We start from the raw sequence: 19,278 nt of genomic DNA, 5'->3' as shown, positions 1-19,278 counted from the left end.
TTTAAAATTTAAATTTATTCTACTTTTGTTGATAAAAAATATCAAGTATTTAACTAAATATTCCAAATATTTTTTATTTAAACCGCTTCTAATACCTTTTGATAGAAAAGACATTACATGATTGTCCATGAGCTACGCGGCGATTTACCTCTGAAAGACGCTTTGAAGAAAATAGGATGTTCTTCCTGTGTCATACAGACAGACGCAGGCAGGCCTAAATAATATAAGATTTTTTTGCTTACGCATTGTCCTAGCCTGTACCTCCTCTTAATTGTTTTCATATATTCATCGAAAAAAGGAGTCTTTTTAGCGTCCTAATATTGCATGTTTAATAAGATTTAATAAAACTTCCCCTTAGATCGTCGCAATTATCAACTCAAGAATCCGTTAGTTTAAGAACAAAGCCGAAGTGTTCTATAATTTCTCCTCCAGACAAAAGCGTTGATCAGGAAAACTGATCAACGCATGACAAGCTAAAAAAGCGGTTTATAACTAGGCCGTTAGTAATATTGCTTTGTAAACTGTTTTATGCTTACCATATGAACAATCCGACAACCATCGCGCTTAGCAAAGAAACAGCCATTCCGCTGACGAGAAGTTTCCAGACATTTCTTCCGATTATCTGGGATTTTTCCTCATCCACCACAGAATTAAAAGTACCATAAATCATACCTACTGTACTGAAATTCGCAAATGACGTCAGGAAGGTTACTGCAACCGCTACTGTATGCGGAGCAAGGCTGTCAATCGAATCCTTTAAGTCAAGCATTGCCACAAATTCATTAGTAGCAAGCTTAATGCCCATCAATTGGGCAACATACTTGGCGTCCTCTCCTGACAGGCCGAGCAAGTACGCGAATGGGCTAAAAATTATGGAGAAAATTTTCTGGATAGTCAATCCCTCAACAAAGAATCCCAGTATCCCATTTAAACTTGATGTCAGAGCCACGTAGCCAATAACCATAGCCGCAATGACAATCACCATGCGGATACCAACCAGCATACTGTTTGATATCGTAGAAAAGAAATCCTTGCGCTGCCCCTTATCCGGCACATACACGATATCCTGCTCTTTGCTCACATCGACAGGATTTAACATGTTTGCTATCAACAATGCATTCAAACAGTTTAGCGGAATCGCTACAAATACATAAGTTGCGGGTACCATTGATAGATAGGCTCCTATAATGGAGCCGCTGATGCTGCTCATACTCATGATTCCAAAAGTCAACAAACGCTGCTGCTGCAAGACGCTGAGCTGATGACGCAGAACAGCCAGTGCTTCCGTGTTTCCCAGGAACATCATTTGGATGGAGAAGAAACTCTCCAGCTTTGGCAACCCGGACACTTTTGAAATGACCCATCCTACTTTATCAATAATCCACGTCAATATCCCGAAGTATGCCAAAATGTCAAAGAAGGTAATGATAAAAATGATAGGCATCAATGCACTAAAAAAGAAATCGACATGTTCATTAGCCATGGCTGAAGGGAATACGAAAGAGATTCCTTCGTTTGCACATGAAATAAGCCACGTGAAGAAAGAAGCGATTTGATTGATAACCCAGGTTCCTATTTTTGTCGATAACATGAACCAGGTAAGCAGGAATTCCGTTACTAATAACAGCAGGATGAATTTCCATTTCACATTGCGTTTATTTGGAGAGCATAAGTATACTAGACCAAGCACAACGAATACGCCTATGGCGTTCAATAGAAAGTACAATGTCAAAACCTCCAGTAATTTTTCCCCAAAAAATCCTTCTGATACAGAGAAAAAGCCCTTATTCTTCATACCTTCAGCAGTTGGACCGAAAGCATGGAAAAATAAGAGCTAGGTAACAGTAAAGGCCTATCCGTAGTGGGTTAGTTTACCTGCTGGAAAGCCAATATATGTAGACTCTATTATTTTGCACACTTCCTTGTAGTCCTGCATTTACGGCTGCCGGGTAGAAACTATCAGACCATGTTCACTGATATTATACAAGGATATAATTTTTATAGGGATAAATATCAGTATATCTATAAAAAATATAATATCAATAGAATTAATAAATGTCCGAATTAATATATTAATATAATTTTGTGACAATTATTGATAATCCCCTTTATGCTTGTTCGAAAAGTCGCCAAGTTATCTCGCCGCGTGCTTCACACTTCTTGCATTATGGTCTACCTTTTCGACAACGGTCTCCCGATTGACACAACTCCTTCAGACGATACTCACGAAATAGCCCTAGATTAGGCTTCCCAAGTTTAGGGCAGTCTCCTTGGGGATGGATTTTCACCATCTGATCTGGGATTCAATTCTTTTCACCTCAAACCAATCGTTTTATCGAAATGTCGTCTCTGAATGAAGGGTGCTACGATATTCGCCAGCACCCTTTGCAACTGCCCGTCGTAAAAAGAGCCACCAAATGGCAGCCCTGAGTTTGATTCACATATCCTTAGTTGAACAAGCAACCAGAAATATTGTTGATTTTCACGTCTAAAAGAGACCAAGCTTTCTTGATGAGAAATTTCGAATAATCAATGAATTAATGATGCTCTCAAAGTGTTAACGCCGTTTTCCAAGTAGGCCTTTCTCCCATCTTTCAAAGTTATTGGCAGCCTAATGCGGAATGAAATAACCCAGATGTGTACCGCCTAATTTATTAACCAATCGTATACAAATGTTACCCTCTGTTCGAAGCCCTTTACTTTATACGGGTCAAAAACATATTTCAGATAGCATGTAACCATCTTATTTCCTCCCGAAAAATCTATTTTTTTGCATAATAACAAATTATTCGGCGAACATACTCCATCCGAGCAAAAGCCAATTTAATAAAAATGCGTTAATCCTTCCCGGATCAACGCCTTCGTTTCTCACTCGTTATTTACACACAATTAATGAATATCACGCTTTCGAAAGTTCCCGCCCTTTACTTCCGCCACATCATAAACGGTGACGAAAGCACGTTCATCAATTTCATTAATAATTTCTTTCATTTTACTTTCTTCGAGACGGTTGATAACACAGGTGATTTCTTTGAATTGCTCATTTGAATACCCGCCTTCAACAATATTATATGTTGCCCCCCTGCCCAAACGGTCACGGATGGTTTCAACCATTAATTCTGGTTGATCGGTAATAATTGTAAAGCTTTTAGAACCACTTAAACCTACTTCAACAATATGAATCACTTTGGAAGCAATAAAATAAGCAATTCCCGATAGAATAGCCCCTTGTAGTCCAAATACTGTTGAAACCACAATAAAGACAAACAGGTTCAAAAATAAGATGAGGTCACTTGTCCCAAAAGGCAATTTTCGTGAAAGCAGTACGGCTAACATATCAATACCATCTAATGCCCCACCGTTTCGTATTGCTAATCCCATCCCAAGACCAATGATGATTCCACCTACTACCGTTATTAACAGAGTATCGCCTTCAATGATTGTATGTACTTGGTGCATAACAATAGTGCCTACCGCAAGAGAAGCAATTCCGAGCACTGAATAAATGGCAAAACTCTTGCCAATTTGTTTATATCCTAAAAATATGAATGGAATATTCAGTACGGCTATTAAAATCCCAAGAGGTAAATCAGCTAATTCTGAACCGACGATACTTAGGCCTGTGATCCCACCGTCTGATACGTTGTTTGGGATTAAAACTGCTTCCAACCCATAGGCAGTTATAAAGGCACCGATAATTACTAATAAAGCTCTTGAAACCTTTTTAAGTATGTTTGATTTTTTTTGTTTTGCACTCATATAATTTCCCCCGGTTCATTTTAAAGACCCCTATGTATAAGTATTCACAATTTCTTAAAACACTAACAATAGACACTACATAATTCAACTAACCTTTGTTTTATGGAGTGCTACCACACGATATTTTTGTTGAAGCACTCCTTTCACATTTTCCACCTGGAAACCAAAATGGACTACTTGGTTACCCGACACTTCGTCTTTTAGATTTAGGGTAAAATTTAAGCCCGGGTTTTCTACCAGGAATTTTGCATAGCCTGGTTTCTCTTTCACTGGTTCGGCATCAAATAATTTAGAATAAGATCGAATTGATTTCTCTATGTCTTTCACATCTGCTCCAAAATATATGGATCCTTGATTTTTGTATCCTGGGCAAGCAGGATGATTTTGGAGAGGATTTCAGCCGTCTTCGGATCTTCATCGAGGAAGGGCAGAAAGATTCTTCCTCTATGCTGAGAATGAACAGGAATGATATTCAAAGCACCGGCTGCTTGCTTGAAAACAGTCCCACTTCCCAGATGTACACTGTAGTCACCAAGGGTGCCTTTAATCAGGGCATGCTTTTTTTCTACTGTTACATTATCTAATTTCAGGAATTTTAATGATTCATTGACGATTGCAATTCTCATCTCGATGGTTGACAGGCTGGCTTCCGGATCGACTCCGCCGGCATGCGCCACACTTACAACCAGATCAAGATCCCTCATCGTTTCAGAAAAAATGCGCTTCGGAATGGTTTCCAGCTTTAGCCGTTCATAGGTGTTTCTCTTGTAAAATTCAACCGTTTCAAGTGTTGGATACTCGATATCGGAAGGCGAGAACCAATCGGCCATTGCATATACTTTCGCGATGATATTTTCTTTGTAATACACCTTTTGTAAGCCGTCTTCATAATCGACCGTCCATTTTCGATTTTTCAGCAAAGCTGTGGTTTTTCTAGGCTGTACCTGATGTCCGGCATATCTGTACGATAACGTCCCGTTCGCGATTTCATCCTCATTCGGTAAATATAACTCCCGGAACACCTGTTTAAAGGGCTGTTGGATTTGATGGTCAAAAAAATACTTTTGAAAATCACTCCAAGTTCCACTATCAAAAAGATCGACAGGGTGGGCAATCACGATCTCATCATTTGCCTTAACCGAATATCGTTCCCCAGCCAAATTCACCAATACTCCGTTGTTGTAAAATCCGAGTTCGCTGCCAGCCCTAAAGACGATCCCTGCTATTAAGGGAGCAACAACCGGATTTTCAGCAATATGCTTAAGTTCCACATTAGATAAGTGACTTGCATTTTCCATTGATTGTTCAAGCTCCTGTTTCGCTCGTGAATATTGATTTCTCAAATCCTTTTTCAAGTTTGCGAGCTCGACGATGTACTCGTGTTTTTTATACTTTGCAGGTGTCGATTTAAGCTGCTTGCCTTTCTTGGACACCATAATATCGGCCTTCCCGTCCTCATTGATTACCAACTGGACGGTAAGATCATCGATTGCTTTAGGCTCCAGATATTTGTTGATTTCTTTCATTTTTTTTGCTTCCAAAGCCCACTGCATACGCAACGCATCCTTATACCCTGCATTTCTTGCTAGATTATCAAGGGCGATGCTGACTGTTTTCGCTTCAGAGGCACGTCTTTGGGCGCCAAATTGCTTGCTTTCCCGTAAAAACTCGTGAATGAACTCATACCGTTCAAGCACATCACCGTCTTCTTTGAGCGGTATAAGGCAATAGGATAAAAGATGGTCTTTATTCCTTTTCTCTTTGGCGGATTTTTTCAGCTCATCCGGCTTCAATTTCCCTAATACTGCATCAGCAAACAATTGGGCTCGGCGATGGCGCGAACCCGTTGAAATATATTTGGCGCAATCATATAAAATGGAGAATCTTTCTTCACCAAGCGTGCTGTATGCATGATTAAACCAATCAATGTCAAAGCTTCCGTCATTAAATTCCACTGGTGGAATCGGGGAATAATGCGCAACAATTGTTTCTTTTTCAGCAGAAAAGGCTTCGTTTATATGGGCATGGAAATACCAGACCGCACTGCGCAAACCATCCCACTGCAAATATCGGGATATGATATCAATCCATTGGGGAGCATACATGGCCGCTTCTAACAGCCGTTTTTCTGAAACCATATGTTCCTGCAGCAACCTGCCCAAATCTTTCTCATCTTCATTCTCTTTCGGATGGCAAATCTGCAATAGATGGCTAAAGCTATCTTTTTTCGTGATGTTCTCACCATATCCGTAGTAATAGCCGCGGACAAACGGTTCTCTGCCCAGTCTTGTCAGGATTTGAACGAAATAGTCAATTCCTTCAAAACTCAAGATGTCCATGGTTAGCTCAGTAACTTCCGTTTTGAGGTCGCCTCTTTTCAACTCGATACCAAGAATCCTATCAATGATTTGATCCCGTATATCGCGTAAAACAGGATATTTTTTTTGAAGCTCGGAACTCATTTCCGTGATTTCCCTAATCATATTGCCGTTTTTCTTCCTGCCAATGATTTCACGATAAAGCGCGTTTTGATCTATCAATTGAAGATCCAGGGCTCTTGCGAATTCTTCCAGGGAAATCGGGCAATCCCTGTAATTGCTTGAAGCATACAGCTTGTACTTTAAGAAAAAGCTCTCTCTAAATGATGTATCGTCATTTATGCCATCACGCAATGCTTCATTCCACTGTTCGGTCAGGAATCTCAGCAGCCTGCTCTCTTTTGAAAGCTTTTCTTTAGGTATGGCGTTTATAATGGTACTAATCACATCCCGGGCCAGGGAAAAACGTTCCTTATTATCGCTGTCTTCTGCAAAAGCCGAAATTAGCGTCAGAACCTGGTCAGGATAAGGCAATTTTCCTAAAAACGAATAAACCTCTTTCAGTTTCTCGATTGGGTAAAGCTCCGCAATAAAACTTTTCTTCCATTTATCGGCCCGCTTTAATCCTTCCATTTCCCAGTATTCCAGCTGATTAAAATAGTATTTATAAACCGTTTCACTGTTTAAATAGAATTCCAGTTGAAGTAATTCACTATTTCTCAGCCCGCTATTTTGCAGAGTATTCCGCCAAACTTGAGGTAGCGGGAGGGCATCGACCTTCATGCCATTATTGTCTTGGACAGGTCGTAACTCAGATCCAATCAAGGTTGTTTCTTTAAAACCATCCGACCACTCGAATTCATATTCATGATCCTTCTGCTGGTGTACTGCGTCTGATATTTGTGAAAGGTACTTTTTTATATCAGACTCGGATAAAGTGAGAAAGCCTTTTATCGTGAAATCCTTTGAAGGTTTCACCTCAGCGATTTCTATCGGCTTTTCCTGGCCATCAATCAGACCGTAGCCGTTCTCCCACGTATACTCCTCTTTATGGGTAAGCTTTGATAGCAATATATTTTCATTGTGAGTTGGTTCCTTAATCAAGGTAAGCTTCTCGATGAATGGTTCCCGATTGCTGCTTAATTTAGAAATGATCTCAAGCGCTGCAAGCCTTTGAAGTTCATTTTTGCTTGTGAGAAGGCTTTCAAGGGCCGGTTCAAGCTTCGTTTGCTCCAGACCAAGCAATATACGGATCGCTCCCTGTCTTAATGAACCGGTTTTTAGCTTTAATAACGAAGCAACTTTTTCGATTTCTTCATGAGTAAGCTCTAGCTTTTTAATTTTTGATAAGGCTGACTCCCGAATGGCCATGCTTCGGTCCGACAGACACTTAAAGATCATTTCCCTCTGCCAGCTGTCATCCCTGGCACTTGTAAGCAAGTCCAACATCCTCCATCTTTGATCAGCACTAACTGAATCCTTCATCGAAAACAGCTCGGCAATCCAGTCACGGTCCATATCGTATTCGATAAGAAAAATCATACGATCGGCAATGTCGTCTGTAGTATAGGTAACCATATGATCATGTATACTTGAACGAATGGAAACTTCTTTCTTGGGCATATTGACCATGGCTTTTTTCAGAATCGTAAAGTCTAGAAGCCTCTCATTCTTGCTTTCTAGCTTTTGAAATTTTCCCAACCTGGTCCCAGGAAAGCTGTATCCATAAGGGTAATTAGAAACCACCAGATACTGGAGTTCAAGATTCTCCTGTTTTAAATGATCATGGGCTATTTGAAACCGGAGTGTTTCATTCTGGCTTTCGTTCAATAAATGGAGGGCGGCTGCTTTTTGATAATCTGCCCCGTTTTCCATCAAATCGGAAATCAAAACCTCCAAATCCATCTCATCCCGCACTGCGGTCGCCCACAGGCTTATATAGATTTTCTTTGCATTTTCATCCTCAAGGTATTCCCTGCGGCGCTGTTCCTCGGTTAAACAATGATAGATATACTCAATGTTTTGAGAGGCGACTCTTTTGTTGGCTGCTTCCAATTCCAGGCCCGTCCACACATCCAGAGCCCTAATGACAGAACTGTACCTGATGAGGTTGTGATCAATAATTATTTTCAGGATATGTACCGTAGCTTCCAGGGTTCCTTGGTCCATGCTTTCCACAATGCTTTGCCTTAAGCCCTCTTGAAGCTTGGCAGCCACAAGCAATTCTCCAAGCATGGTATACATCTCCCGATTATGGCTTAAGAAAATGCCTTTAACCATGGTTCTTGAAAGGAGGGCCGTATTGTTATCACCGTATATGATATCCCTTAATGCCTGAATAACCTGTTCATTTCCCTGGTCAATTTCAAAAGCAATGATATCGCTGATTACATCTGCATCCCGATCGTAATCCCGCATGGAAAGATAGCTGATTACATCAAATTCAGATTGATATAATTCAAGCAGTGAAACAACTTTCCCCAAAATTACGGGAAGATGCTGTCTGGAATTGGCCGTGCGGAAAGGCCTCCGATAATACCCGGAACTGTACGGATAATCAAATGCATTCTGAATGATATATTTGATAATATTCCCCTGATACTCACCAAGCAATTGGGTGACCACCGGAACCAGTGGCTCAAAAAAAGCAGTTGTCTTACTATTTGAACGGGGCGATAATAAACCTTCCAGCTTATTGCTATGCAGTTCTTCATTATAGTATGGCCTTCTTAAAATACCGATCACTGCTTTTGCAATTTGCTGATCCGATTCATTAAGCATTTCTGATCTCGTTTGGAGTGTCTTATAATATTGAAACCTGTCCTTCAAAGCTAGTCCCCCTTTTTCACCATATTCTTCCCGCAAGCATGGTAACCCGAATAAAAGTGACAACATCCTCATCCTGCATCAGTATCGGCGAGTCCAATTGCTCTATTTCTTCTTCGCCGATGAACACTTTGTATAATCCGTCTTCAAAGGCTGTAATGGCGGTTACGATAGACTGCTGCAAATCTTCCTTTTTACTATTGTATTTGTGGGTAAATCCGACTTTGCCGCTCGAAGCTTGCATTTCAATTTCGCTAGCTGGCAAAAAACCAAAAAACTGATCGCTCGCATCACCCACCCTAAAGCCGGTAACGTTTTTTGTTACAATCGCTGTTATAAGTTCTTTAAGAGTACACGGTTTTGTCGCAAACTCAAATATGACCCGGTCAATATATCTTTTTCTTTTAGCCAAGCTTTTCACCGTTATAAATATTTTCATCTTTACCCTCTTTTTTAAGGAATTCATTTCCTTTTATTCATCATATAGCAGGGTGTTTCATCTGAACAATCACAGAAAAAATTACCAAATAGAGTAAAGGTTAAACAATTACTGATTCATCGAGCTAGGGTTGTTGATGAATTAGGGTTGATTTTTCTATACGTAGCACTACAGACAAAAGTATTTTTAGTTTTATGTTGACTTAAACCACGGTTTAAGTCGTAAGTTTTTTATTAAATAACGAAAATAATTCGAGAAGAGGAACTATAATGAAACTTTCAGGAAATACAATACTTATTACAGGCGGAAATGCTGGAATAGGATTAGCTTTTGCAGAACGCTTTATAAAAGCTGGAAAATATAGTTATTGTTTGTGGACGACGTGAAAATGCACTTCAAAATGCGAAAGAAAAATTCCCTAGCCTTATTACGCGTGTAAGTAATTTGGATATTGGATCCGAGCGTGTAGCATTGTTTGATTGGGTAACAGAGAACTACCCAGAAGTGAATGTGTTAGTGAACAATGCAGGGATTCAACAACGATTTAATGTGTTACGCAATTCGACAGAAACCAATTCAACTCGGTTCCGAATCCCAGAAAAACTCATAACCACGCTCTATATAAACATCTTCTGTATAAAAAGGCTTACGTAAGCCTTCAAGCAATTCGCCAAAAACATCAGTTAGGTGGCCTGCATTGAATGAAACACTTGTGGACTACAGTCGTATCTGACATTCGTCCCAGCCAGTTCCAGTTAATTCATATTTGTATTTTCATACTTATCACCATTCCATGTGGTAGTTTTTCACATTATAACATGTGTTGCCCCTCTCTTAACCTGCCCTGTCCGCACAAAAAAAGCCGCCCGAAAAGACGACTTTTGTTTTATTCCTTCTCGGTTCTTCTGGACTTCGCCCGTTCGACATCAAAGTTCTCTTCAATCCTGATAAGGGTATCATTCAACTCATTATCTGCCTCCTTTGCGATATGTTCTAACCTGTTTATTATTCTCTCGATTTCCTGCAAGCTCATTCTACTATCTTGTTTCGTTTCTTCGATATATGCTTTAATACCATCCACTTCATTTAGTATCTTTGTCATTAATTCAAATAGCTCTCTATTCACTGTGTATCTCCTTGATTAATCACTGTATGTTTTGCTTCCATTGATATATGGCATTCTTGTTTTACTGAATGAAATAAATCTATACCTCTGAAGGAAATGGTTCCTGTGTCTTTCCCTTTCACATCTGTTACAAAATCACCATACAATCGGTAGAAATCTCTATACATACTTTCAAGGTACTACGCAATAACAACAATTTGGACGGTTACACCCCATTTTATTAGTGTAATAATATAGCGTTTTCTGCTGGCACTTGTCATACCCCCCTGAACATGTTGTATTTCTATTCCCTAATTGTTGTGCAAGGAAACTAAATAGATAGATATATGCATGAACTGCCTGAGTAATTATGGCCGTTCCCTTGGAATTGTTGACCAAGCCAATAACCAATATATGCTGTTTTATCTGCAACCAATTTATCTCATAAAATCCAGCAATTCCAACGTAACTACCCTTATATAAAATAACTGTATTCATACTTAACTTTAAAGACAGTTCCTCATTAATTTTATGTACAAACATTCTAACCCCTCAATTTGCTCCTAGATTTCTTTTTCAAGTACCAACATAACCTTTTTGTGAAATTCTATATCCGGTTTCAGTTGGGAATCTCGAAAACTTCATTGCAATGCTTTTCATAATAATACCAGTCAAGATTTCCTTTACCCCAATCAAAAATCGGCTGTAGCGATTTCACCCGATTTTTTCTTGTTGCAGTAATCTCAGACCTAATTGGAGATAATCAAAAGCTGGCAATCACTTACTACGAGGGAATATGAAAATGTGTCAGGTTTGGAGAAAATAAAAAGCAGGCTGAGTAGGTGGAAGACTCAGCCTGCCCTGGCAAAACGTTGGGGTTCACTCTCTGCCAGTATTTACTCCAGTATACAGTGTTTCCAATTTTTTCACATGGTCAAAATGTATGAATTTTTAATTTATTTGAAGACGAAAACCTCCGGGTAACCCGTAAGGTTTTATTGTGTTAGTCTAGAAATCTTTGCTAAATATCCTTAACCAATGATATTTATTACCATGTGGAATAACAAGGCGGGGATATTAATTAAATTCGGAGCAACAGTGTTCATTTCTAAAATTCCACACACAGCCTAGTGCATACTAGAGGATGGAGCGTGCGCACACTCGCTCCGTTTATGTGGAAAAAGTAGCATTGATAATCAAAAAGGTGTACCGCTTTAAGGGCCATTGGTACACCTGTTGTTTTATCCATTAATTGTGGCCAGTCTCATCGTTTTCATGTTCTTCATTATCGTGATCCTGTCTATCTTGTTGATGCACCTAACTTTGTTTTCCACAGTATTTTTTTACCCAGTGAAGGCAATCCTTGAGTAACTGTATAGGACATCTAAAGGAGTTTTATCTAGATAAAGTAATTGCTCATTCATCTCGCCATGTTTGGCTCTCTGGACCAACCCCTGTATCATCAATAACATCAGGGTGTTCGGAACGTCCGCCGGAACCGGTTACATCTCCCGCTTTTCTTGCAATCAAGTTGTATTCGGATCCTGGTCGTTGTGTTTTCTCAGACGTTAATTCATCATTCTTAGATTGTTTGTGATCCATTATACATTTCCCTGCTTCCTAACAAAGATGTATTCTGAAAAGTTAAATGTACACCTACCGTATGATTATGAACTCCAGAACACTTTGATTCAACTTCCAATTTTATTATTTGTCGTCTATGTACAAAACATACAAAAAAACTGTGTAACTGAATGAAAATGACAGTCGTTTAAACGATAATTCCTCTAAAGGCACCGAATCTTCATCACCAGTTTGAATGCATCAGTTGCCGAAATCCCTTTCGTGGAAAAATAGCTTGTAATTGTAATCCTCCACCACCCATATTCCTGCTTTTGGAATGGTACACACTTTGTAAAACAGGGAGATGCAAGGTATGAGTTGTTCTTGGTTCTATGGCGGTTTCTAATACCGAAACCATTATTCTGTTAGCATGCCGATTAAAAGGCTTTTTTGTTTGTTAAAACGGCAAATCATCAAGCATCGGATGAAGCTGGTGAACAATCTCCGTTATATCGTGCTCCCCGTTATAGATTACCTTCTGGACTACGTGTTCGCCTAAATTAAAGCCGTGAACAAGTCGTATTTCACGTAGCCACTCAAACGCAGCAATGGCTGCGGTTTCGTCCGGATCCCGTTTAAAGTCGGACGGCTTGACCAATAATTTACCTTTTCGGCTGAAGTTGCCACGCGGCGACTCAATTTGTATTTCAATTATCACGTTCACACCATACTCCCCTTTATGTCCGCAATTGTTCCGTACAATTGTGGTTATCATGTCCACTAAGCGGTCATATAGCAAATTGGACGTCTGCTTTTTCCACTGCTACAAGTTCCCGGATACATTCATTGGGTTGTACCCCATCTCTAAAATAATAAGTGTGCACTAATTTACATTATTATCAAAACGATCATCTAATATGTTTATGAATGTTTGAAAAACGGAAACCTTTTTATTATGCTCTTTTTAACCACCTTAGTATTGTAATCGCTTGACTCTTCCATTAAATTTTTCGCTTCCATAGACTACCTGAGGCATCTAAAGCAAAGGAAAAGCCACTATCGATTGAATATAATTTTGTTCAATGTGTTTTTTTTGTCGTACTATTGTTCATTACTAGAACTTCTTTTTTTCAAAGGATAAAAAGCAAAATTTAAAAACTTAAAGAATCAAGTCGATATATAATAATATTCATAAAACAGAGATACTTGTCTTGAAAGGAAATAGTTATGGTTGTAAGGAAAGGCTTACTCTTTAAGTTTATGAAATACAGCGTTGTAGGCTTCATAAGCACAGTAATCTATTTTTTGTCAATATTTGTTTTAATAGAAGTCTTCGAGAAGGATCCCATATTGGCATCTTCCATTTCATTTGTCATAATGACGATTTTTTCCTTTATTTTAAATAAAAAGTATACGTTTGGTGGTCATTATACTAACAAGAAATTTATTCGTTTTATTTTTGTGTCTACAGTTGGATTCATTTTAAATTATGCAATCATGTTTACAATACTGCATGTATTTTCTTTTCATTATTTAGTAGGAGAATTGGTAACAATTTTGGTTATTCCTTTGATAAACTTCACTTTGAATAACTATTGGACATTTAAATCGGAAGGAACAGCATGATGCCGTTATCAAATCTCAAAAAGGAAAGTGTACGTGCCCATAACGAATAAAGCTTCTTTAATCTTTTCGGTTTTCATATCGCACCTACTCTCCTTTTTGGTCAAAATTATATCTTTAACCGTAAATAAAGTCATTTGTTATTAAACTAAATTGCTTTTCAGTGGAACAATAAGACTCTGCCTTAATGTAAGCCAACATGCTGACCACTGTAGCACCTTCGGAGTTACTGTGTTTTATTTTACTGTTATGACAAATACGTGGCTGGCACTGCCCTTTTCCCAACTTGCAAACACATCGTATACATATGTCCCTTTTTCCTTGGGTGCTGTAAAGGAGTGCCTCTTGAGGATGACCGCTTTTCTTTCATTATTTTGATTCCATAGGTTTGCTCCCACACTGTCTTTGGTCGGCTTCTTTCTGTACTTCACTGTGATGGTGGATCCTGGAGATATTGCTAAGGGATTGGCATGGTGATGTTCAATGATCCCAACCGGACCGATGGTATCCACACACCTTCCGTTAAACATGGAATTCCAGCAATACGACCCGAGGTAGGCCCTTACCGTTTTCCCATCCGCCCTTACTGTGGGTTGAGGCGGTTGAGTCTGGAGCATCCCTGCGCCTATGTACATTCCCAACAGAATTAAACCAACCAGGCCTATCGGCCATGCGGTCTTTTTCATTAAACATCCCTCCTGTTAACATAGACGGAAATTTTCTTCATTTTGTTACAATCCCCTAAAAGGGCTGGAAAACAATACACATCCTTCTTCCACTATCCCCCCCTTTAGTGAAAAAACAAAAAACCATCTCAAAATCCGGTCTGATTTAGGGTTAAATTGTAAAGAAACATTTCGGTAATCGTGCTTAGAATGGAGTTATTTTACCAATCTGCTTCATTTCGTTTGGTTTGTACTGAACTTTTACAACCTATGACTATAATTTCTTGTATTCAGCCGACTTAGGAGAGTGAAAAAAAGTGAAAACAAACTGTCTGAAAAAATCACAAAAGCGCAAGGCTTTTCTGCCTTACGCTTTTATGGTTTAAGATTGGAGTCAGTGTTTACTCTGTAATCAAGATGATAGGGGGCTTCTGAAGAAATGGAGCGAGATTTGCCGCATCATCTGCTACCTGTTTGCCTGCTTCAGACGAAAGTGAAGCATGCAGATCATCTAAAGAAGCAAATTCCAGTTCAGCTATTAAATAATAGTTGGCATCAGTATTTTGTGCGTTTACAATTGCATGCTGTGATGAGTTTTGGATGTTCGGCATTTTCTCAACGAGCGGCATATGTACACCGTTGTAGTGTTTCTGAAATCCTTCAACATCCTTCGGTTTTTCATAAAGTACGATAAATTTTGCCATAGTTACACACTCCTGGTTTGATGGGTGAAGGTGTTTACAAAATGAATGGTAAGCGAATATCAATTATATTATTTTTTGTTGGATAAATATTTATAAATGGCCGAGAAGTCATCCTTGCTTAAGCCCTGTTGTTTTGCGAGGCCGTATATTTCCTTAGTAAGATTAGTAATCGGCATTGCCAGGTTGTTCTCGTATGCCGTTTGGGATACAAGCTGTAAATCCTTTTGCAAAAGTTCTAAAGGAAACTCTGCTTCATAATTATTTTGTAGAATTTTCTCTTTTTTCCCGTTTAGAAACGGTGCCGTAGTAGGACCGTTAAGCAATGTATTAATGACGGTAGCTTTGTCTAATCCCATTGCTTCGCCCAGATTAACAGCTTCAGCAAAAACTGCCATCGTTTGTCCTAACATAAGGTTAACCACCAATTTCATGGAAGTCCCTTTTCCATGTTCCCCCTGGTAATTGATTGCCTTCCCCATAACTTCCAACATCGGCCTGACTTCTTCCAGGTCTTCTTTATTGCCTCCAACAAGAAAGACTAGCTCGCCATTTTCAGCTGGTATTTTGGATCCTGCCACTGGAGCATCCAAGAAACGGATGTTTCGTTTGCCTGCCTCCTCAGCCATTTTTCTTGTGAAGGATGGATTTACTGTACTGCAGTCTACCCATAGCTTCCCCTCACTCAAACCATTTAGAAATCCATGTTCACCTATGGCAATGGATTCTACAACATGGGGATTCGCAAGCATTGTAAAGACAATATCAGAATTGATCGCCACTTCTAATGGTGATTCTGCCCATTTTGCACCTGCAGATATAAGTGTTTCAGCCTTTGACCTGGATCTATTATAAACAATCAGGTCGTGGCCGTTATTCAATAAATTATCTGCCATTCGGCTTCCCATTATACCCAGGCCGATAAAACCAATCATTTTCAACACCCCAGTTCATTTTATCAACTACTACTAGATTGTCTTTGATACACTTTATTATCCCCGTTTGCTTCTTGCAAACCAAGAATTTTGCTTGACTATGGAAAGTCTATCATACAAAAATGATTGGGTTTCATAAAAAGAGCAACCTCCAAATGCCTCCCAATAGAGGGGGCTCACGTCCTGCCAAAGTTCGTCGTCCCATGTACCCACGGTTTTAATGTTCATAAGGATTTCTCCCATCTAACTTGTTGTTGCCAGTTTACACCACAATCCTACAATTTGCATGGCTATAAGACTAGTTAATAAAGTTAACAAGCTCAAAGAATTTAGTCTTTAACGTTATTGAATGGAATTTGCAGCAGGTCTAATACTGTTAGATTCATCCACTTGGATCGTGTATTACGGTTATACTATTTCCACCTTTTTCAAAAGATACGCTTCTTCAATTACCTGCCCAGTTAGTCGAAGTACCTCTTGATTTCTTTAATCTCAACTTTAATGAGTGGAAGAATTGCTGGGCTTCCTTTTATATTGAAAACAACAAACAAAATCATCCCTCCAAGACTCGATACGAGCGAATGGCTAGTTCTTACTCGACAGGAATCCCACCCGCTATATGACACGACCTAAGCTCGGCCGCACAAGCACCCGTTAGTTTAAGTACAATTATTCAAAACTTTTTCAGCCATAAAATCCAGGTCGAAATCTTTCCTAAAAAGGTTTACTTTATAACGAAATTTTGTGAAAATTACATAAATAAATGTTATGCTATGAAGAAGAAGATACACTGTAACGCCTGCAACTGTACAAAACAGCTTAGCGATACGTTTTTTACCGGTTTCAAGATAAATGATTTGAATGGGGTGCTGTTTTGGAAAGAAAGAATTTAGACGTGATAAATCACCTTAAAAACCTTACCGAGGGACATGTAATATATTTTTTTGAGAACGTAGAAGATTATTTAAAAAATGTTGTTGACTTTGTTATTTCCGGTTTGGAACAGAATCAGTATTCCATAATAATAGAAAATGACCGAATTAGTCCATTGTTGAAAAAAGTCTTTGAATCGATGTTGAATGAAAGTCAATTAAATAAAGTACGGTTCATCAATAATTTTGACTTCTATTTTGCCAAGGGAGATTTTGGATGTAATTCAATTTTCGAGTTTCTTCCGAGATTAATTGAAGGTTATGGAGAACAGGAATTTGCTGTCCGTAGCTGGGCTCATGTAGAATGGGGAGATGAACGCGAAGTACATAAAAAGTTATCAGACTCTGAAAAAGAAGCTGATGTAATTGTTAGTGAAAAAAGACTTCTCTCTGTTTGTGCCTACGATTCAAATAGGGTCAGCGAAGAGCTTAAGGTAAGCCTTCTAACTCGCCACAACTTTCTTATGAATAATCAGGGCAATAAACAAGAAAAACTGAATATTTCGTAGACAGGTATTTATTCATTCATCATTATCTATTTTATTAAAAAAATGAACCCGCAATTGCAGCAAAAACATCTCCAATACAAGTTAATATTCTTTTAATTGTTTTAGTTATAGTTCGAATTAATTAATCATAAGTTTCACTAAGCCTTGTTCCACTAACCTGGCCCGATAGTAAAACAAGAAAAGCTGCCTACAGCTCTGATTTTCCGTAACGCAGCTTAGTTGGATAAGGCTAAACGTTTTTGGTTTTTAACCATTCATTTTCTAAAATACTCATTTCCCATAAACTCCAATACTCATCACCATTTTTTCTTGAATCTCTAAGTAAACCCTCTTTTATAACTCCCGATTTTTCGTAACAGGCAATGGCAGAAACATTAAAGTCAAATACGCCAACACTAACTCTATGTAAATGAAGTTCATCAAATGCGATTTTAAGGATTTCCTTAATCATTTGTTGACCTACTCCTTTACCTCTTCACTTTAATACTACTATATAACCTGATAATTACTTGTTCTTCAACTCCCCTGCCCTGTTAGTCGAATAAGGAATCAGCTTCTGAACCTTTCATGATGACTTAATGATATTTTAGATACCTACTTCGGCTCGCCACAATGATATAAATGATTAAACGTATAAAACCATAATGATCCCGATCATATTTACTTCGTTGTTCTTTCACAAAAAAGCAAAAATAGATTATACTTGATTAACTATCCTATTTAAATGGAGGAATTTCCTATGACTGAGAATAATCAATCCGAAGCACCAAGAAAGAAAATCAGCCTGAGAGAGGCAATGAAGCAGCAGCTTGAAAACAAAAAGAACCAGACCTCTGCTGTTAAAGGAAAAGCGAGTGTCGACCTTTCAACAAAAAAAATGAAAAGCCAGCAAACGAAAAAACCAAGCAATACACGCAGAAAAATGGGTGTCTAATGAACGGACAAAACCGGAAAGACATATTACCAGGCATGAGTGTGGATATTGTATTAAAAAGGGATCAAAAAACGGGTAAGCTTACCAGAGGGATTGTGAAAGATATTCTTACCAAATCGGGCACCCATCCCCACGGAATCAAAGTCAGGCTAACCGATGGACAGATTGGACGCGTACAGGAAATTTTCTCTAAATAAAAAGAAGCGAAAAGCATTCAAGGAACAGTTCCCTGAATGCTTTTTACATGGAGATTGAAAAGTGCAGGTAAAATTCAATTAACAGGTTTCGGGAACTTGAGGTATGTTAACGTGCCGCTTGTAGGGACTAACCTACAAACTGGTGACCTCTTCTTGAGTATATACCAGTAATGCCTGCACAGTCGGAGAGATATAAGTAAATACGCCGTCGCCTGAAATAGAAGAGATGATATTTTGGGATTTCTCTAAAATTAGCGAACATTTCTTGAATATTTGAGATTTTCTTACTTTGATTATGGTTGATATTTTTAAATGTGATGATCCTTCCCATTTTTTTCCCGTCACTTACAAGTGGAATACAAGTAAATGTAACAAAAACGATGTATCCTCTTTTTTATGTTGAATTTCCATTTGAATTTGAGACTCAACATATTCATCAAAGTTACTACGGTTAATGCCAGGCCCATTCAGTAGTTGACCAATTAACAGAGCCAAAGTTTGTCCTAATGAAAAATGTGTCTTTTCATCTATTAAATAAATATATGTAAAAAACTCAGTCACATTACGAGCTTGTACATATTATAAATTAAGCAAAGTGAAAAGGAGTGGCTACGATGAGTGAATACGGACGTGGCAGCCAAGCTGCATTTGTTCTAGTCATTTTCGTTTTATTGGTAATCATCATAGGAGCAGGTTTCTGTACTTGGGGTTGCTAATGTAATAAAAGCCTAATAATATGGTACATGCCTTTGAACTGCCCCGTAAATGTTAG

General features: G+C 38.7%; 16 protein-coding genes, 2 pseudogenes and 1 riboswitch. Of the genes and pseudogenes, 6 read left to right on the top strand and 12 right to left on the bottom strand.

All coding sequences use genetic code 11. From position 1 onward, the window contains the following. Window positions 1-532: 532 nt before the first annotated feature. From CUU64_RS14540 to CUU64_RS14520, 5 genes are all read right to left on the bottom strand, one after another. A complete protein-coding gene (locus CUU64_RS14540; protein WP_101634332.1) occupies window positions 533-1,726 on the bottom strand; it encodes a nucleoside transporter C-terminal domain-containing protein in 1,194 nt (397 codons plus the stop codon). A 179-nt stretch (window positions 1,727-1,905) separates the two neighbouring features. Then, window positions 1,906-2,007: riboswitch (purine riboswitch) on the bottom strand. Between the two features lie 882 nt (window positions 2,008-2,889). Beyond that, on the bottom strand, window positions 2,890-3,759 hold the full coding sequence (locus CUU64_RS14535; protein ID WP_101634318.1) for a YitT family protein: 870 nt from the start codon (window positions 3,757-3,759) through the stop codon (window positions 2,890-2,892). A gap of 84 nt (window positions 3,760-3,843) precedes the next feature. Next, window positions 3,844-4,086 carry a VOC family protein gene (locus CUU64_RS14530; protein ID WP_101634317.1) on the bottom strand — a complete coding sequence of 81 codons (243 nt, stop codon included), beginning with the start codon at window positions 4,084-4,086 and terminating at the stop codon, window positions 3,844-3,846. After that, window positions 4,083-8,906, bottom strand: a complete 4,824-nt coding sequence (locus CUU64_RS14525; protein ID WP_257985535.1) for a DUF4132 domain-containing protein — start codon at window positions 8,904-8,906, stop codon at window positions 4,083-4,085. Before CUU64_RS14525 ends, CUU64_RS14530 begins: the two co-directional genes overlap by 4 nt. Window positions 8,907-8,922: 16 nt before the next feature. Beyond that, window positions 8,923-9,342 carry a hypothetical protein gene (locus CUU64_RS14520; protein WP_101634315.1) on the bottom strand — a complete coding sequence of 140 codons (420 nt, stop codon included), beginning with the start codon at window positions 9,340-9,342 and terminating at the stop codon, window positions 8,923-8,925. 269 nt (window positions 9,343-9,611) lie between these two features. Between CUU64_RS14520 and CUU64_RS14515 the strand changes: the two are divergent. Beyond that, window positions 9,612-9,957: pseudogene (locus CUU64_RS14515) on the top strand (SDR family NAD(P)-dependent oxidoreductase); the annotation flags it as partial. Window positions 9,958-10,228: 271 nt separating this feature from the next. Here the strand turns inward: CUU64_RS14515 and CUU64_RS14510 are convergent. The 3 genes from CUU64_RS14510 to CUU64_RS14495 form a co-directional block, all read right to left on the bottom strand. Beyond that, a complete protein-coding gene (locus CUU64_RS14510; RefSeq protein ID WP_101634314.1) occupies window positions 10,229-10,468 on the bottom strand; it encodes a hypothetical protein in 240 nt (79 codons plus the stop codon). 1,395 nt (window positions 10,469-11,863) lie between these two features. Beyond that, window positions 11,864-12,049: a hypothetical protein gene (locus tag CUU64_RS14500; protein WP_101634312.1), complete on the bottom strand. Its 186-nt coding sequence runs from the start codon at window positions 12,047-12,049 to the stop codon at window positions 11,864-11,866. A 418-nt stretch (window positions 12,050-12,467) separates the two neighbouring features. After that, window positions 12,468-12,734, bottom strand: a complete 267-nt coding sequence (locus CUU64_RS14495; protein ID WP_101634311.1) for a hypothetical protein — start codon at window positions 12,732-12,734, stop codon at window positions 12,468-12,470. Between the two features lie 503 nt (window positions 12,735-13,237). Here CUU64_RS14495 and CUU64_RS23185 point away from each other — a divergent pair. Beyond that, a complete protein-coding gene (locus CUU64_RS23185) occupies window positions 13,238-13,636 on the top strand; it encodes a GtrA family protein (protein ID WP_101634310.1) in 399 nt (132 codons plus the stop codon). A gap of 233 nt (window positions 13,637-13,869) precedes the next feature. Here CUU64_RS23185 and CUU64_RS14485 read toward each other — a convergent pair whose 3' ends face one another. From CUU64_RS14485 to CUU64_RS14475, 3 genes are all read right to left on the bottom strand, one after another. Next, on the bottom strand, window positions 13,870-14,319 hold the full coding sequence (locus CUU64_RS14485; RefSeq protein WP_101634309.1) for a hypothetical protein: 450 nt from the start codon (window positions 14,317-14,319) through the stop codon (window positions 13,870-13,872). A 380-nt stretch (window positions 14,320-14,699) separates the two neighbouring features. Beyond that, on the bottom strand, window positions 14,700-15,002 hold the full coding sequence (locus CUU64_RS14480; RefSeq protein ID WP_101634308.1) for an EthD family reductase: 303 nt from the start codon (window positions 15,000-15,002) through the stop codon (window positions 14,700-14,702). Window positions 15,003-15,070: 68 nt separating this feature from the next. Continuing rightward, window positions 15,071-15,934: an NAD(P)-dependent oxidoreductase gene (locus CUU64_RS14475; protein WP_101634307.1), complete on the bottom strand. Its 864-nt coding sequence runs from the start codon at window positions 15,932-15,934 to the stop codon at window positions 15,071-15,073. 874 nt (window positions 15,935-16,808) lie between these two features. Between CUU64_RS14475 and CUU64_RS14470 the strand changes: the two genes are divergently transcribed. Beyond that, entirely contained in the window at window positions 16,809-17,375 is a 567-nt protein-coding gene (locus CUU64_RS14470; RefSeq protein ID WP_101634306.1) for an MEDS domain-containing protein, read from the top strand. A gap of 229 nt (window positions 17,376-17,604) precedes the next feature. Here the strand turns inward: CUU64_RS14470 and CUU64_RS14465 are convergent. Continuing rightward, window positions 17,605-17,850: pseudogene (locus tag CUU64_RS14465) on the bottom strand (GNAT family N-acetyltransferase); the annotation flags it as partial. A gap of 264 nt (window positions 17,851-18,114) precedes the next feature. On the opposite strand from CUU64_RS14465, the gene CUU64_RS14460 reads away from it, so the two are divergent. The 3 genes from CUU64_RS14460 to CUU64_RS14450 all read left to right on the top strand — a co-directional run bounded on the left by CUU64_RS14460 (window position 18,115) and on the right by CUU64_RS14450 (window position 19,222). Then, window positions 18,115-18,309, top strand: coding sequence for a hypothetical protein (locus tag CUU64_RS14460; protein ID WP_101634305.1), 195 nt, complete (start codon window positions 18,115-18,117; stop codon window positions 18,307-18,309). Continuing rightward, a complete protein-coding gene (locus CUU64_RS14455; RefSeq protein WP_101634304.1) occupies window positions 18,309-18,506 on the top strand; it encodes a YwbE family protein in 198 nt (65 codons plus the stop codon). The genes CUU64_RS14460 and CUU64_RS14455 overlap by 1 nt, the downstream gene beginning before the upstream one ends. A gap of 614 nt (window positions 18,507-19,120) precedes the next feature. Continuing rightward, a complete protein-coding gene (locus CUU64_RS14450) occupies window positions 19,121-19,222 on the top strand; it encodes a sporulation protein YjcZ (protein WP_101634303.1) in 102 nt (33 codons plus the stop codon). The last annotated feature ends 56 nt before the right edge of the window (window positions 19,223-19,278 follow it).

Origin of the sequence: Bacillus sp. V5-8f (genome assembly GCF_002863565.1) — a bacterium.
Classification (GTDB): domain Bacteria; phylum Bacillota; class Bacilli; order Bacillales; family DSM-1321; genus Peribacillus.
Note: the sequence above shows the minus strand (reverse complement) of the source record. Positions and strands in the feature narration are given on the sequence as shown.